Annotated in this window: 16 protein-coding genes and 1 tRNA gene; 3 read left to right on the forward strand and 14 right to left on the reverse strand. The window is 31.4% G+C overall.

Features of this window, described 5'->3' with window-relative positions:
* Window positions 1-142 precede the first annotated feature (142 nt).
* Together ACFS5J_RS11365 and ACFS5J_RS11370 are read right to left on the reverse strand one after the other, a co-directional pair.
* Window positions 143-775 carry a class I SAM-dependent methyltransferase gene (locus tag ACFS5J_RS11365; RefSeq protein ID WP_379812308.1) on the reverse strand — a complete coding sequence of 211 codons (633 nt, stop codon included), beginning with the start codon at window positions 773-775 and terminating at the stop codon, window positions 143-145.
* A 383-nt stretch (window positions 776-1,158) separates the two neighbouring features.
* Window positions 1,159-2,259, reverse strand: a complete 1,101-nt coding sequence (locus ACFS5J_RS11370) for a hypothetical protein (RefSeq protein WP_379812309.1) — start codon at window positions 2,257-2,259, stop codon at window positions 1,159-1,161.
* Window positions 2,260-2,963: 704 nt separating this feature from the next.
* Between ACFS5J_RS11370 and ACFS5J_RS11375 the strand changes: the two genes are divergently transcribed.
* Together ACFS5J_RS11375 and ACFS5J_RS11380 are read left to right on the forward strand one after the other, a co-directional pair.
* A complete protein-coding gene (locus ACFS5J_RS11375) occupies window positions 2,964-3,548 on the forward strand; it encodes a YceI family protein (RefSeq protein WP_379812310.1) in 585 nt (194 codons plus the stop codon).
* 40 nt (window positions 3,549-3,588) lie between these two features.
* Window positions 3,589-4,941 (forward strand): hypothetical protein, encoded by a 1,353-nt coding sequence (locus ACFS5J_RS11380; protein WP_379812311.1) that lies wholly within the window; start codon window positions 3,589-3,591, stop codon window positions 4,939-4,941.
* Between the two features lie 157 nt (window positions 4,942-5,098).
* Here the strand turns inward: ACFS5J_RS11380 and ACFS5J_RS11385 are convergent, their stop codons facing one another.
* The 6 genes from ACFS5J_RS11385 to ACFS5J_RS11410 all read right to left on the reverse strand — a co-directional run bounded on the left by ACFS5J_RS11385 (window position 5,099) and on the right by ACFS5J_RS11410 (window position 8,472).
* The gene (locus ACFS5J_RS11385) at window positions 5,099-5,359 is read right to left on the reverse strand and encodes a hypothetical protein (protein WP_379812312.1); all 261 of its coding nucleotides are present in this window, start codon (window positions 5,357-5,359) and stop codon (window positions 5,099-5,101) included.
* 126 nt (window positions 5,360-5,485) lie between these two features.
* Complete coding sequence (locus ACFS5J_RS11390; RefSeq protein WP_379812313.1) at window positions 5,486-5,833, reverse strand: DUF5763 domain-containing protein; 348 nt, start codon at window positions 5,831-5,833, stop codon at window positions 5,486-5,488.
* A gap of 144 nt (window positions 5,834-5,977) precedes the next feature.
* On the reverse strand, window positions 5,978-6,697 hold the full coding sequence (locus ACFS5J_RS11395) for a hypothetical protein (protein WP_379812314.1): 720 nt from the start codon (window positions 6,695-6,697) through the stop codon (window positions 5,978-5,980).
* Between the two features lie 313 nt (window positions 6,698-7,010).
* Window positions 7,011-7,367, reverse strand: a complete 357-nt coding sequence (locus ACFS5J_RS11400; protein ID WP_379812316.1) for a hypothetical protein — start codon at window positions 7,365-7,367, stop codon at window positions 7,011-7,013.
* A gap of 226 nt (window positions 7,368-7,593) precedes the next feature.
* A complete protein-coding gene (locus ACFS5J_RS11405; protein WP_379812317.1) occupies window positions 7,594-8,184 on the reverse strand; it encodes a hypothetical protein in 591 nt (196 codons plus the stop codon).
* A gap of 203 nt (window positions 8,185-8,387) precedes the next feature.
* Window positions 8,388-8,472: transfer RNA gene (locus tag ACFS5J_RS11410), tRNA-Ser, on the reverse strand.
* A gap of 188 nt (window positions 8,473-8,660) precedes the next feature.
* Between ACFS5J_RS11410 and ACFS5J_RS11415 the strand changes: the two genes are divergently transcribed.
* Complete coding sequence (locus ACFS5J_RS11415) at window positions 8,661-9,413, forward strand: sulfite exporter TauE/SafE family protein (protein WP_379812318.1); 753 nt, start codon at window positions 8,661-8,663, stop codon at window positions 9,411-9,413.
* Between the two features lie 3 nt (window positions 9,414-9,416).
* On the opposite strand, the gene ribB is transcribed toward ACFS5J_RS11415, so the two are convergent.
* From ribB to tpx, 6 genes are read right to left on the reverse strand one after another with little or no spacing between them, the layout of a single operon-like run.
* Complete coding sequence (ribB, locus tag ACFS5J_RS11420) at window positions 9,417-10,550, reverse strand: 3,4-dihydroxy-2-butanone-4-phosphate synthase (RefSeq protein ID WP_379812319.1); 1,134 nt, start codon at window positions 10,548-10,550, stop codon at window positions 9,417-9,419.
* A complete protein-coding gene (locus tag ACFS5J_RS11425) occupies window positions 10,540-11,991 on the reverse strand; it encodes an LptF/LptG family permease (protein WP_379812320.1) in 1,452 nt (483 codons plus the stop codon). The genes ribB and ACFS5J_RS11425 overlap by 11 nt, the downstream gene beginning before the upstream one ends.
* A 7-nt stretch (window positions 11,992-11,998) precedes the next feature.
* Entirely contained in the window at window positions 11,999-12,652 is a 654-nt protein-coding gene (locus ACFS5J_RS11430) for a LolA family protein (protein ID WP_379812321.1), read from the reverse strand.
* Window positions 12,653-12,656: 4 nt separating this feature from the next.
* The gene (locus ACFS5J_RS11435; RefSeq protein WP_379812322.1) at window positions 12,657-15,164 is read right to left on the reverse strand and encodes a DNA translocase FtsK; all 2,508 of its coding nucleotides are present in this window, start codon (window positions 15,162-15,164) and stop codon (window positions 12,657-12,659) included.
* A gap of 31 nt (window positions 15,165-15,195) precedes the next feature.
* Complete coding sequence (locus tag ACFS5J_RS11440) at window positions 15,196-15,573, reverse strand: diacylglycerol kinase family protein (protein ID WP_379812323.1); 378 nt, start codon at window positions 15,571-15,573, stop codon at window positions 15,196-15,198.
* 7 nt (window positions 15,574-15,580) lie between these two features.
* Window positions 15,581-16,078: a thiol peroxidase gene (tpx, locus tag ACFS5J_RS11445; RefSeq protein WP_379812324.1), complete on the reverse strand. Its 498-nt coding sequence runs from the start codon at window positions 16,076-16,078 to the stop codon at window positions 15,581-15,583.
* Window positions 16,079-16,150: the final 72 nt, after the last annotated feature.

Genomic DNA, 16,150 nt, shown 5'->3' on the forward strand with positions numbered 1-16,150 from the left:
TGAATTTTTATAAAACTAATTCCTCTTTAAGAACTATTAAATATACAATAATATTTTAAATTAATGATATTTTTTACTTTCTAAATATTACGGTTGAAGCATTATATATTATATTAATAGATATTTTATAATAAAAATGTTTTTACTTTTTTTGAGCTGTAACAATAGTATGAATCTCTTGCGCTGTCACTGTTTTTTTGTATTCAATTTTAAAAGTGTTCAATTGTGAGAAATGATTTGCTAAAAGCTGTTTTTCTAATTCATCCAATAAATGATAATTGAACCAAACCCTATCACCAGAGCTACCAACTTGAAAGTGTGACTTGCTGGGTTCGCCTTCTACAAAACTGATATAAATTAGACCATTTTCATTTAAAAGTTTTGAGCAATACTTTATAAATTTTAGGCTGTCTGACTGAGATAAATAAGGCAAACAAAAGCCACAAACAATTCCGTCAAATTTTTGGGTTAGTTTGTCTATCTCTCTACAATCCATTACTTCAAAACTTGCTGTAGGGTTATTTTCTTTTGCAAGTTCAACCATATTGGGGGCTATATCCGTTCCTAAAATATCAAAATCAGGTCTTTTTGCTAAAAGGTATTTTGTTATATTTCCAGGACCACAACCAATTTCTAATATTTTCGCATTTTGTTTTGAAATGGTATTACAAACAAAGTCATACGTGTCATCATACAAACCCAACTCCATAAACTTATCTTGATATAGCATAGCTATTTTGTTCCAAGTTTCAAATGTTTCTGTATACTTATCCATTGTTATTTTGTTAATGGTTTGATTAAGATTTGTGCTGATTTTTGTAAGATACAAGTCAAAATCTACACTACTCAAAACAATTAATTTAGCAATATTTATAGAATTCTACAAATACTTCTATTGTAAAACCTTAAGTATCTTGAAAGATTCAGCGTATACCTGAATTAAATTTCAAAGTGTCTGTTTCTAAAATATTGACAAATTTGGATTCGCTGATTTCTTTTTTAGACGGTTTCTTTTCAACACAAGATGCGTTTAATACTATTAAACCAATCAGGTATATGATTCTAAAGAGAGAGTTCATTTGTGTTAGTTTTAAGTATGGAGTGGATTGGTTATTTCATTTCGTTTTCTATAGATCAAGAGTAATAAGCAAGTTAATTTTAAATCTTTTTGTAAATGATAAATCCAATAAAAAGTATTGCTAGCAAAATTGCTATCAAGTATACCGTTCTCCAATAGAGTTTGTCAATGATGTTTTCCATTTTGTCAAAGGCTAATTCCATGCTTTGATTGGATAAAGCGGTTAAATCCTGAAAAGTAGCTTGCCTTTGAAATGTTAGTTGTTTGTTTAATTCCTCCAAAACAATCTCCCGTTCCTTTTTTATTTCTTCTAAAACTATTGCTCGTTCTTGACTAATGGCCTGTAATACTGCAACCCGCTCACCGCTAATATCATCAAAGGATTCCATACGCTGTTTTTCTATAAACGCAGGACTCGATTCCATCACGATTACCATTCGTTCTGTTAAACGTGCTAATGAATCAATACGGCCCGTTAAGTCGGGATTGTTTAAAGCATTGTTAAGTAACAACTCGGTTTCCCAGCGCACCTGCTTTGGCATCATATCAACATACGAGCCTATTTGTGTACGCATTTCATTAAGATTTTGCGACATATCTGAAGCTATTTTTTTTAAGGTAACTTTTTCAACATTTTGAATTTTAGTCATTAGAGGTATAGTAGATTGTCTAACAAAATACGAACTTGTGATAGGGTGTTGTTTAGCAAAATCTATGACTATCTCAGTTCCTTCTGAAATGTCATTATCGGGAACCAAATTTCGGCCAATATTCAATAAATCTTCCCAAAGTGAATTCACCGCTTTTATAGCAATCTTCTGATGATCACCAAATAAATTTTTACCGGCTCCAGTTTCAAAATACATTTTCATTTGATACGTGAAAACCGACACATCGATATAACCAAGAAAAGCATCGTTGTTATATATGGCTACATTTGCAATTGGAATGGCGTTCATTTTCCATATTAATGCTTCTTTATCAATAGATGGAATAGAAGAAAGCTTTATAATACTATCTGCTGCCTCCGTTATGGTTCGCTCAAATTTGTAAAAGAAATCGTTTGTAGTTGCTCTTAATTCAAGAGGGGATATTTCAATACTTCCACCTCCAGGGCCAACAGCTGTTTTTTTGTTTTTTTGCGCAAATGTTACTTGAGAGACTAATAGCAAAAGAAACATACAGTTAATCAAAACTTTTCTATTGAAGCGGAAAGTTTTACTATTCGAATATTGATGTACCATAGTGTTTCCTTTAATTCCTTTGAATCAGTTTTTGTGAATGATGTATTGGCTTCATTATGATAAAGATACGTTTTATATGGTACTTAAAGTAGTCTTTTTAATATAAAAGAGGATTTTTTTAAAACACTATTATTGTAGAAGTATTTATCCAATATTTTATTTTATTAATGTGTTTGAAGGTAACAAAAGTATATTTTTTGATAGTAAAAAACTTTTCAAGAATATTGGTACCATTGCTATTAAACTTATTGGTACATAATATGTACTGATCAGAAATACTTTAAATTTCGTTTTATTGATATTGATTTATGTTATTTTTAATTTTTATAATATTTTAAGCTTTAAACCAAGTTTCTTTAATACAATTTTTAACCAAAAAACAATTGAAGCTAATATTATAAATACGACTTCTAAAAAAAAAATATTAAATTTGATAGTCAGTTAGTTAGTTTTTTAAAATGGTCTTTTTTGAAGAAAATTCTTTTTAAAAATAATCTGATAGATTTTATATTCTTTTATTGATTGTTTCAGTTCTTTTGATGTTGTTTTAAAAAGCTTGGTTTAAGATTAACATGATAAAAATCATAGTTTTAGAATAACAGGCAATGTATATTTATCCTATAATTTAAATCAGAGAAGTTATGAGTGAATTTAAAGATTTAGGTTTTAAACGATTTGTTTTAGTATTCATATTATTTATCTGCGTTAGTCAAGTTCAAGCTCAAGAATATAACTTGGTAAATAAAGAATCTTCATTAAAAGTGTATGGAACGTCAAGTTTACATGATTGGAATGTAGGTGCCGAAAATCAATCTGGAAAAATTAATTTTTCATTTTCAGAGTCTTTTATAATCCATAAACTTTCTCTTGTTGTTGTATCTGAAAGCTTAAAAAGTGGAAAATCGGGTATGGATAAAAATACCTATAAGGCCTTAAAAACAAAGCAATACAAATCCATAACTTTTACATTGACTAAAGTTAACAATATTACGGATAAGGGATCTGGTATATATGAGGTAAAAGGACAAGGTGATTTGTCTGTGGCAGGAACCACTAAAAATATTACAGTTACTTTAAAAGTTATTGTTACGAGCTCCAAAATTACTATAGAAGGTGAAAAAAAGTTTAAAATGACCGATTTTAAAATCGAGCCTCCAACAGCCTTGTTGGGCACGATAACTACGGGAGATGAAATAAACGTTAAATTTTTGACCACTTTTAAGTAGATCAATTCAAACCACATAATAATTTAAAGAGTTTCAAATTATGAGATCGATAATCAAAAATGTACTTTTAGGAGTTACCTTATTAACAGGATTTAGTTTTCATGCACAAAGTAAAAGAGATTTAGATAATTATAGAAAACCTGATCAAAGAGGTGTAAATGTTTTCGAAGATCCAAAAGATACCATATCAAGTTTTGATGAACTTAAAGTGAGAGTAGGTGGCTCATTTGCTCTACAATACCAAGCATTAGATCATGAGAACTTCGGTAGTGTAAATCAGTCAGATGTTTTAAATCAAAATGGAAAATATCTTAGTTTAGTAGATTTAGGAAGTAACTTTAATTTAGCAACAGCAAATTTAGATTTAGATGTGGCTTTAGCTGAGGGTGTTCGTATGCATTTAAGAACCTATTTGTCTTCGCGTCACCATCCGGAACCCTATGTAAAAGGTGGTTATTTTCAAATTGATAAATTAGACTTTATTAGTAAAGGTTTATTAAGTGACTTCATGAAACATGCAACTATTAGAATTGGTCACATGGAAAATAACTACGGTGATGCTCACTTTAGAAGAAGTGATAATGCACAAGCAATTTACAACCCATTTGTTGGTAATTTAATCATGGATGCTTTTACAACTGAAGTTGGTGCTGAGTTTTATTATAGAACAGAACTAGGTTTTTTAGGAATGGTCGGTTTTTCTAATGGTAAACTAAACCAGTCTACAGTGAAAAATGATTCAGATGGGGCATCTTTCTTAGCCAAATTAGGTTACGATAAACAGGTTAGTGACGATTTAAGAGTACGTTTAACAGGTTCTGTTTATAATACAGGTAGCGTAACAAATTCTTACTTATATAGTGCAGACCGTGCAGGAGGTAGATATTACAATGTAATGGACTATAACTACAATGTATATGATGCTGATAATGATAAGAATACTGTATCATCAACAGATAATTTTAGATCAGGTCGTTACAACCCTAACTTTGGCAATAAAGTAACTGCTTTTATGATTAATCCTTTCATTAAATACAAAGGTTTAGAGTTCTTTGGTACTATTGAAATGGCAAATGGCAGAAGACATTCTGAAACAGACAGAAGAAATGCAAATCAATATGCCGGAGAATTAATTTATCGTTTCGGACAAAATGAAAACTTTTATGTAGGTGGTCGTTACAATTTAGTCAGTGCAGAAGAAAGAACAGGAGAAGATGTAGATATCGATAGATTTAATTTTTCAGCAGGATGGTTTATGACTAAAAACATCTTGTTAAAAGCAGAATATGTAAACCAAACTTTTGATGGATTTACAGCTACTTCAGAATTGAATAGATCCTTAATTGATGGTAAGTTTAATGGCGCTATGGTGGAAGCAATTATTAGTTTTTAATAATAGTATAAATTAGTCTCTAGGATGATTAAAGCAATTCTTAGATTTTTTTTCAACTTCAAAAAAAAAAAATGACCTTTCATGTGATGTACCTATTTAATACTTTTTCTAAAATCTCTTTCATTCTGTTTCGTAAGCGTTCAGGTTTAATTACTTCTTACCATAAGTAGGGTTTTGAAAAATACACCCAACCTATATACAATGTCCAGATACAACTAAAAAAAAGACCACCTATGTAGAAAAGGTAACGAAATCTTTTTATTCCAATTTTATTGTTTAGGTAATACCAATCAAAAAGTTCTAATAGAATTCCTAAAGAATAAAAAATATTGGCACCAATACCCCATATTGTAATTCCCCAAACATAATCAATAAGCCAAGTAAATTCATCTCTTTTTGAGCCGTCATAAATTGTCATAAGTCCAATGAGTCCTACAGCGATATTATAAAACCATCTTCTCGATTCTCACCATTTTATGTTTGTTTTTAATTCTTCTAGTGTCATTTTTGAATTTGATTTTAGAGAGTATTATTTAATGTTGGTCTAATTGTCTGGATTGTGTTGAAAACAATAGCCATTTGCTATGCTTGTTCTATGTTTACACCTCGTGCCATTTCTTGTTTTTCCTTTACATTGAACAGTTGTTGATGTTCCCTTAGCTTTGTTTTGATAAAGAGTTTTTACTTTTTCAGATTTAGGAGGATTACAAATTTTACATGGTTCTAGTCCTTTTTCAACTGCATCGTTCAAATCAAGTTCCTTAGAAACATTGTTAACCATTCTACAAGTTGCTAAATGGTATTTTGCACCTGATGGTGTTTTAAATACAATTTGCCCCTTTACACTAATAGTAAAAAGAAGGAAGCAAATTAATTTTAGGTAATTATTCAATTTTCAGTTTTATTGGTGATAGTGTAATTTATTTTTAATTAAGCTATGTTTAAATAATATTTTTTTCGTCAGCTTATTTTGTTATTTCATACCATTTATGTTTTCTAAATGTGTATTCAATTTTTTAATAATACATATGGATTATTATTTAGTTGCATTTTCTAAAATATAGATTTCTTCAAAATGAGGATTTTTAAGTTTTCCATCACTATCATAAAAATTCCATTTATCATTCATTATTTTAGATGTTTTAATATAATAGTCACAACCTCCACGTCCTCTGACAATAGAACTGTCTGTTACGAATTCACCTTCCGCAATCAATTCTCTTTTTAAGTTCCAAAATTTCCACTTCCCAACTTTATATTTGTACTCAATATTATGTAACATGAGGCCACATAGAGAATAATTGGAGGCTTTAAAGTTACCTAAACCGTAAACATTACCTAAATCATCAATCCATTTATTATTTTCATTTAAAAACTTAAAGTACTTATACTCTTCAAGTGAAATATTTTTAAATAGTTTAATGTTTTTATTTTCTAAATTGTAGTATTCGATATAAATAAGTTCATAATTAATGAGTATCTTAAAATTTTTATTGATTAGAATTAAATTAGGATAAATGTTTATCTCTTTTTCTGTCTCTTTGAAATCTTCAATATTGTCAAAGTATTTTTTTAGTAAATCAAATTTATAAGAGCTATTACTTATCAATTCTAATTTTCCTTCATTATGTATATTATCACGGAATTCGATTAATGTACTTTTGTTTATAACGTGGCCTTCTATTTTATTTTCATTACATCCTACTAAAAATAAAACTAAAGTAAATAGAGAAAATTTTATAATATAATCCTTCACTTGTTAAACACTTTAAAGTAAATATACCTAAAAAGACTTATTTAGTCTAAAAGTATGATGATAAGTTAATCAACTATTTTGATTATTTGAATATTATTTTTTGACTGAATTCGATTGTTTTAATGAAAAGTGGTTTTAGACGATGTATAAAAAATGTACTTATTGGATTAGGGCTTTGCTTTCAGTTTGGTTTCAGATTAAAAAATTAAATTATTAGTAATGTTTATTTGAATAAGGACATCAAGTTTGCAAGTCAGCCCACCTGACGCAAAACTAGCGTTGGCAGTAGTTATTCTTGTTATGGTCAACGTAATTAGTCCATTTTCTTAACGTGTGTCAAGGCGATACCAACAACTATTGCTGGAATTATAAGTGCCATAATATTCCAAACTCCCATTGTCAAAAGGACTAATTGATTTAGACCTACAAAGCCTGCATAGGTATATGCAGCCCACTTTTTCATTTGCCATAGTCCAACCATACAAACAAAACCTATGATTGTTGAAAGTCCTAAGTAGGGTGGATACCAACTTCCAATTTGTCTTGCTATGCCCGTAAAGATTATTGGAATTGCTAAAGCAGCTCCAATAAACCCTAACACGCAAATTATAGTAATTGCTGTTGTTCGTTTTTTTTCGTTTACTTGATTGTCAGTTCTATGTTGTTCCATTTTTTTTGCTTTATATTTTCTGCTTACTCTTAGGCTTTTCAGGTTGTTGGCCTGTTCTTTACTTCTATGTCATTGTCTATAATTACTGCCAACGTCCCGCCGGCTTTGTGGAGTTGGGGATTTTTGCTCCCAAACCATTCCATTAGGACTGAAGTCAAATATATAAAATTACCTTTTAATTTTGCCTACAACCCCAATTTCACAAAACCGCTGTTACCAGCAGTTTTTATATAACTGTTAGCTTATGATTTTTAATGATTTCATAAGCTTCTTCAAAAGCCACAATCCCACTTTGCCAATCAGGAAATTGATTTTTGTTATGTTTTATCATATTTAAAAAACGTCTCCCATTATCTAATATTTTGCTTTCCATTTCGGACAGTTCTTTAAATTTGCTTATTTGCTGAATCACATCGATTAATACTGCTCGTTCTTTTATTAAGTTATGATTGTTTGCATGCATTCTTAAGCCTATTTCAAATAGTACTGTTTTCTCATAGATGTCATCAGGAATGTCTTTGTCTATTAATTCTCCATATTCATTTTGACATTTTTTAAAAAAATCAAGTAGTGAAGGACCTGATTTTATTAAGCCACTAAAATCGATTTCTCCTTTTTCAATTGTATTAGTGACTTTTATATTTCCTGAATTGTAAACAACAACTGTTGGAATAGGCGATTGAATGATATTTATAAACTCAAAATAATTGCCATGTCTTATTGAAGCAAACTCACTCTGGAATTTTTGAATATTTACATTCAGTTTCATTGCTTTTAACATATAAGCAACTGTTTTTTGAATAATTAATGGTTCCATTCCGTTTCGTTTTTTCAAAATTGCTGGTAACTAGTAAATATCTTCAAATATATTTAACTTTTTGAGATAAAGTTAAGCAATGACTTAATTTTGAAGTAGTGTTAATTTTATTAAAAAATAAAAAATGTGGGGATAAAGTGGGGATATTGTAAAAATAAAAAACCCTAATTAATTGATTTTCAATTATTAGGGTTTTTATTCTGCGGAGAAAGAGGGATTCGAACCCCCGGACCTGTTACAGTCAACAGTTTTCAAGACTGCCGCATTCGACCACTCTGCCATTTCTCCAGTAAGACCGCATTCATTTGCTGATTGCGAGTGCAAATATAGAGGCTTTTTTTGAGTTTCAAAATCATTTTTGAAAAAAAATGATTTTTTTTTCTTGTTGTTTTATAAATATTTGATTTACAGTATGTGTAATGTTTCGATTCTTGCAATCTTTTTTTTAAATACCTTTGCGCTGCTAAATTAAAAGTATGAATTTTGAGTTCGAATACCTGTTATTACTGCCAGTCGGCTTTGTTGCAGGCTTTTTAAATACAATTGCTGGTGGAGGTACTTTACTCACATTGCCTTTATTAATTTTTTTAGGTTTACCGGCTTCAGTAGCTAATGGAACCAACCGAGTTGCGATATTAATACAAACGGCGACTGCTGTTAAAGGATTTAAGAGTAAAGGTATTTCAACCTATCCCTTTAGTTTTTATCTTGGAATGTCTGCCTTTTTTGGAGCGATGATAGGAGCAAAATTAGCCATTGATATACAAGGAGAATTGTTCAATCGAATTTTGGCTATAATTATGGTTATGGTACTTTTAACGCTGTTTTTTAGTCCAAAACGGGATTATGATACCATTATAGAGAAAACTACTGGTAAATCACTTTATTGGGCTATTATTGTCTTTTTCTTTTTGGGTATTTACGGTGGTTTTATAAATGCAGGTATTGGTTTTTTAATGTTGTTGATTTTACCTTACTTAAATGGTTTGTCTTTAGTAAAGTCTAATGCTACAAAAGTATACGTAGTAGCGGTTTACACTATTGGTGCCGTTGTTGTATTTGCTTTAGAAAATCAAATCAATTATCTATTAGCTTTTATTCTTACAATAGGGAATGCCTCAGGGGCATGGGTAGGGAGTAGGTGGTCTGTAAAAAAAGACGACAAAGTAATCAAACTTTTCTTAGTGATTACTGTATCGTCTTTAGCTATAAAATTATGGTTTTTTTAAATTTTAGTAATTCACATATTCTGTGATTTCTAAACCGTAACCTATCATACCGACACGCTTCGTAGGGGCGTCACTATTGGACATCAGGCGTAATTTGGTAATATCCAAATCATGAAGAATTTGTGCTCCAATTCCAAAATCTTTAGCATCCATTTTAATTCGCGGTGCTTTTGTAATACCATCTTCTTGTAATACTTTAAGTTCAGCTAAACGCGATAATAATTCTAATGATTTTACTTCTTGGTTAATAAATACAATAGCACCTTTTCCTTCTTCATTTAATTTACGGAACATATCGTCCAGTTTCTTGTCGACATTATTAGTAAGTGTACCTAAAACATCATTATTTACCTGTGAAGAATTAATACGGGTTAAAACAATATCTCCAGCACTCCAAGTACCTTTGGTTAAGGCCAAATGCACTTGCTTATTTGTCGTTTGTAAGTAGGCTCTTAAACGGAATGTACCAAAACGTGTTTCAATTTCGAAATCTTCTTTCTTTTGAATCAAGCTATCGTGTTGCATACGGTAGGCTACTAAATCTTCAATAGATACCAATTTCAAATTGAATTTTTTTGCAACTTTTACCAATTCGGGTAAACGTGCCATAGTACCGTCATCGTTCATGATCTCGCAAATTACACCTGCAGGTTTGAATCCAGCTAGACGTGCAAAATCGATAGCCGCTTCGGTATGCCCTGTACGACGTAATACACCACCTTGTTTTGCAATAAGTGGAAATATATGACCAGGACGTGCTAAGTCATTTGGTTTTGTATCAGCATCTAAAAGTGCTTGAACCGTTTTAGAACGATCTGCAGCAGAAATACCGGTTGTTACACCATGTCCCTTTAAATCAACAGAAACAGTAAATGCTGTTTCCATATGATCGGTATTATTGCGAACCATAGTATGCAAATCTAATTCTTTACATCTGCTTTCTGAAAGTGGTGTACAGATTAACCCTCTACCATGTGTTGCCATGAAATTAATCATCTCAGGAGTTACTTTTTCAGCTGCAGCTAAAAAATCACCTTCGTTTTCCCTGTCTTCATCATCTACTACTATGATAACTTTTCCTTGGCGGATGTCTTCAATAGCTTCTTCGATGGTATTGAGTTGTATTTTAGTTGACATTATTGTTTGTTTTTGTAAGTCGTGAAATTATATTTTTTATAGGATCGATAAGCCAATCAAAATTAATCATTACACCTATATCATTTGTGGCTCTGTATGTTAAAATTATAGCTAAAGGTGTTAAAACTAAAGAAGACATCCACGCTCCTAAAACGGCTGGTAATGCATCTTGTTCTGCTAGTTTTCTACCAAACATGTTCATAAAGTGAAAGGCAATAAAAATAATTACTGCAAAAACTATAGGTAATCCAATTCCTCCCTTACGGATAATGGCACCAAGTGGGGCCCCTATAAAGAACATTAGTAAACAAGAATAAGCAATTACAAATTTCTCATGAAATACTATCCAATGTGAATTGATGTTTTTCTTTTTATATTCCAAATCTACTTTACCGTTTTCAATGCTAAACTGTGTACTAGTCAAATTATTTTTAGTAATATCTAAAATTTTTGACTGTTCTGAAGCCTTGTATAAGGATAAAATGTCTGGAGTTTCTGCATTTGTAATAAGTGTATCGCTTTGTGTTCTAGAAGTATTGATGATTGATTCGTTTCTTTGTGAAAGATTATCGACATAGGATACTACATCGTTGTTATAATTGAGTTGTAATGAATCAACAGTAAAGATGAGTTCGTTAATAGAGAGCATCTTTTCAGATGTGATATCACCATCATTACTACTCATATCGTTTAATTTACTTAAATCGATGTTTATGGTATATCTTCTAAAGCTACTTTTAGCAAAAGGCTCTTTTTTACGTTCGTTGAAGTCTTTAGGAGTTACATTTTCATAATAGTTACCATCTAATAATTCCAGTTGTAGGTAATTTGAATCGTCTTCACTTCGTAAAATACCATTTTTAGCTTTAATTACAGTGTTAGCTCCTTGACCCGTATTTGGTTTGTTAAGGTGCATAATTACACCTTCTAAAAACTGACCATTGTCGCCTGTTTTTTTGTCAACTTTAATGTTAAAATTACCTATAGAATTGAATTGTCCTTCGGTAATAGCCATTGCAGGCTTTTGTTGGATAATATTTTTACGAAGGTTTAAAAAGCGATATTGCGCTTGAGGAATTACATTGTTGGCAAAAAAGAAGGAAACAAAACTTAGCACTAAAATGGTAAGTGAAAGCATTTTCATGGCCCTTTGCAATGAAATTCCAGAAGATTTCATGGCTGCAAACTCGTAGTTTTCTGCAAAACTTCCAAAAGTCATAATACCAGCAAGTAATACGGATAATGGTAAAACCATTGGCACAATGGTAGGAGCGTAAAATGATAAGAATTTTACAACGGTGAAAAAGTCTAAATCTTTACCCGCAAGTTCTGATATGAAAAGCCAAATTCCTTGTAAAACGAATATAAAAAACAAGATTACAAATACCGAAGTAAATGTAATCAAGTAAGATTTAATGATGTATTTATCTAATATTTTCACTAAAAAATTAATCTAAGCGATTGATGTAGTAATTTGGATATTTTGATTCCGTAAAGGTAAAATGATTTTTCGATAAAGGCTGACTTGTTTTAAAAGAATTAACAGTTAAAGTCGTTCTTGTACCATTTTTACCAATTTCAATAATATTGTAAATGTGTTTGGTTTGTGGATCAATTCCAATTAAAATTTCTTTGCGTTGGTCTTTTGAACTTATTGGAATAAGTTTGATGTACTGAATTTTGCGTCCTTTGATGTCTAATAACTGATCCCAAACATATTTGAATCCTGAGTTAAAAAAAGTCAACATCTTGTTTGGTGTAATAGCATCCTTATCGTTTTCATCAAACTTTGAAATACTTATTTCTTCATCTTCAGGGACAATAGTATATACCTTTTTTCCGTCAAAAATTTTGGTAACGCCCATAAAGTTTAAGTTGTATTTTCCAGAAGTTACGCCTTCAATAGCTACATTACCTTTACTTTCTTGGTTGATATTCTCTTTTGGATTGTTTAATGCGTATTTAAAATCGATGATGATATTGTTATAACTTTTTATTTTAGCCGAAACGTCATCTAGTAAACCTTTGGCTTTTTGGTCATTTTGTGCTTGAATGGAAAAACTGATTAGTAAAATACATGCAATCTGTATAATCTTTTTCATTGTATTATTTGTTTTGTTCGTTGTTTAAAAAATGTTCTAGTGCTGTTAAATCTGGAATTAAAACCGAACGCGCTTTACTTCCTTCAAATGGTCCTACAATACCAGCTGCTTCTAATTGGTCAATTATTCTACCAGCGCGGTTATAGCCCAATTTCAGCTTACGCTGTATCAATGATGCACTACCTTGTTGTGCTGTTACAATTACTTCTGCAGCTTCTCTGAATAGTGAATCTCGGTCGTTGATGTCAATATCAAGAGTCGTGCCACTTTCCTCACCAATATACTCTGGAAGTTGGTAAGCATCAGGGTATGCTTTTTGGCCTCCGATGAAGTCACAAACCTTTTCTACCTCAGGTGTGTCAATGAAAGCACATTGTACACGAACCATGTCGTTTCCGTTAGTATACAAAAGGTCTCCACGTCCAATCAATTGATCAGCTCCCCCTGCATCTAAAATAGTGCGTGAGTCTATTTTCGACATTACACGGAATGCGATACGCGCAGGGAAATTGGCCTTAATCATACCCGTAATTACATTTACAGATGGGCGTTGTGTGGCGATAATTAAGTGGATTCCAATGGCTCTTGCTAACTGTGCTAGACGTGCAATAGGCGTTTCGACTTCTTTACCAGCTGTCATAATCAAATCTGCAAACTCATCGACAACTAATACGATATAGGGTAAAAAGCGGTGTCCGTTTTCTGGGTTTAGTTTACGAAGTCTGAATTTCTCATTGTATTCTTTAATGTTACGAACCATTGCATCTTTAAGTAAAGAATAGCGGTTGTCCATTTCAATACAAAGTGAGTTTAAAGTATTGATTACTTTAGTATTGTCAGTTATAATCGCGTCTTCTGTATCTGGTAGTTTAGCCAAATAGTGACGTTCAATTTTATTGAATAGCGTTAATTCAACCTTTTTTGGATCCACCAAAACAAATTTTACTTCAGCAGGATGTTTTTTGTACAATAAAGAAGCTAAAATTGCATTCAAACCTACCGATTTACCTTGTCCTGTAGCACCTGCCATCAATAAGTGCGGCATTTTAGCTAAGTCGACTACAAAAGTCTCATTTGAAATAGTTTTACCAAGTGCAATAGGTAATTCCATTTCTGCTTGTTGGAATTTAGGAGAGGCAATCACCGTTTTCATGGATACCATAGTCGGTTTGTTATTTGGAACTTCAATACCTATGGTTCCCTTTCCTGGAATTGGCGCAATAATACGAATTCCTAATGCAGATAGCGAAAGTGCAATATCGTCTTCTAAGTTTTTAATTTTTGAAATTCGAATTCCGGCATCTGGAACAATTTCATATAGGGTTACGGTAGGACCTACCGTAGCTTTTATCTGTGTAATACCAATATTGTAGTTTTTCAATGTTTCTACAATTCGGTTTTTATTGTTTTCTAATTCATTTTGGTCAATAGTTATACCCCCTGTAGAGTATTCTTTTAATAAATCAACAGGTGGAAACTGGTAATTGGATAGTTCTAACGTTGGGTCAAATTCTCCGAAATCTTGTACCAATTTAGCGGCTAAATTACCATCTAGTACCTCTTCTTCCGTTGTTTTTTCAATTACAAAATCACTAACTTCTTCTGACTCTGAATGGTCTGTAATTGAAAAGTCGTCTTCGTTCTCTAGAACATCAATAGGTAAATCTTTAACTTTTGGCTCCAAACTAAGTTCTGAAGCCATAGATATGGTTGGCTTTAATGCCTCTTTGTTGATTTCAAAATTTGAAGTTGGTTTTAACTCAATTTTTGAAATTGCATCGTCATCCTCACGGATTATAAAATCATCATCTTCTTTGGTAGATTCTGTAAAGCTATCGGTTAAAGGGGTATTGTCAAAACTCGGAATAGGCGATGGTTTGATACTAGTATCTTCATTGTTTTCAAACTCCTTTTGAAATGTTTGGTTTGATTTTTCAAAGAATTCCTTGACAGCATCAGGTGAAATTTTGATTTTGAAGACCATAAAAATTACAATTCCAAAAAGGAGAACTAGTAACGTTCCAACTTTTCCAATATAATCTTGAATAAATAAATTCATTTCATAGCCTATAGTTCCTGCTAATTGTGGAATATAATCCCAGAAAAAACCAAATAAGACGGAAAGAATTATAATAAGGTAAAAATCCCAAAAAAATACTTTTTTGAGTTTACCAAGCGCTAAATCTAAAATAAGATAGATTCCAGTCAACAAAAAGATTCTAACAAAAATAAATGAAGCAATACCAAAACCGTGGTATAGGAAAAAATCAGCTAGGTAAGCACCAAACTTTCCTAGCCAATTGTTTACATTAGTATTTCGGTCAAATACTTGTTCTACTTGACTTTGATCGTAGTTTCCTGTTACGAAATAGGAGATAAATGACAATAACAAGGCAATTGCTAATAACGTTAAAAGTACGCCAATTGCAAATTTTTGTTGCCTATTAGGTTTCCAATTGCGTTTCTCTTTTTTAGCTGAACTTTTGGATGTGTCTTGTTTCTTTTTTGCCATTAAATATGCGCTATATTACAAAAATAGGAAATTAAACGATATACGGAATATAAATTATAGCTGCGACAGCTATAGCCGTCATGGCAGCAAAAAATACAGCACCAGCTGCAATATCTTTAATAAACCCTATACGTTCATGATAATTTGGGTGAATAAAATCGGCTATTTTTTCTACTGATGTATTTAAACCTTCAATACCTAATACTAATCCAATAGCTAGTGTTTGGACTAACCATTCAGATTTGGTGATATTGAAATAAAAACCAGCAATAGTTACTAAAATGCCTATTGAAAACTGAACCATAACGCTGTGTTCAGTTGTGATAAGCTTATAAGCCCCTTTAGCAGCAAAAACCATACTTTTAAGGCGACCTGTAAATAAAGTTTCGTCTTTTTGAAATCCTGCCATTAAAATACTATAGTGCTGCTAAGGCAGATTCGTAATTTGGTTCATTAGCGATTTCAGGAACTTGCTCAGTATATTTTACAATTCCATTTTCGTCTAAAATGATGATTACTCTTGAGTGTAGTCCTTTTAATGGTCCGTCAATAATTTCTAAACCGTTTGTTTTTCCGAAACTACCATCTTGAAAATCAGATAAATTAACAACATTTTCAATTCCTTCAGCTCCACAAAAACGCTTTTGAGCAAATGGTAAATCACGTGAAATACATAAAACTTTAGTGTTTTCTAGTGTGCTTGCTTTTTGATTAAACTGACGAACAGAAGTAGCACAGGTTCCAGTATCAATACTTGGGAAAATATTTAAAACTAATTTTTGACCTGCAAAATCAGCTAAAGTAGTAATGCTTAAATCAGTATTAACTAGTTTGAAATCCGTAAATTTTGTTCCTTTTGAAGGTAGTTCTCCGTTAGTGTGTATAGTATTTCCTCCTAATGTTATCGTTGCCATAATATGAATTTTAAATGAAGTTCAAAAGTAATAAAATATTATGGAAATGTTGTTTAATGTTTTTTTGTTTTA

Source organism: Flavobacterium chuncheonense (assembly GCF_042686145.1).
Classification (GTDB): domain Bacteria; phylum Bacteroidota; class Bacteroidia; order Flavobacteriales; family Flavobacteriaceae; genus Flavobacterium; species Flavobacterium chuncheonense.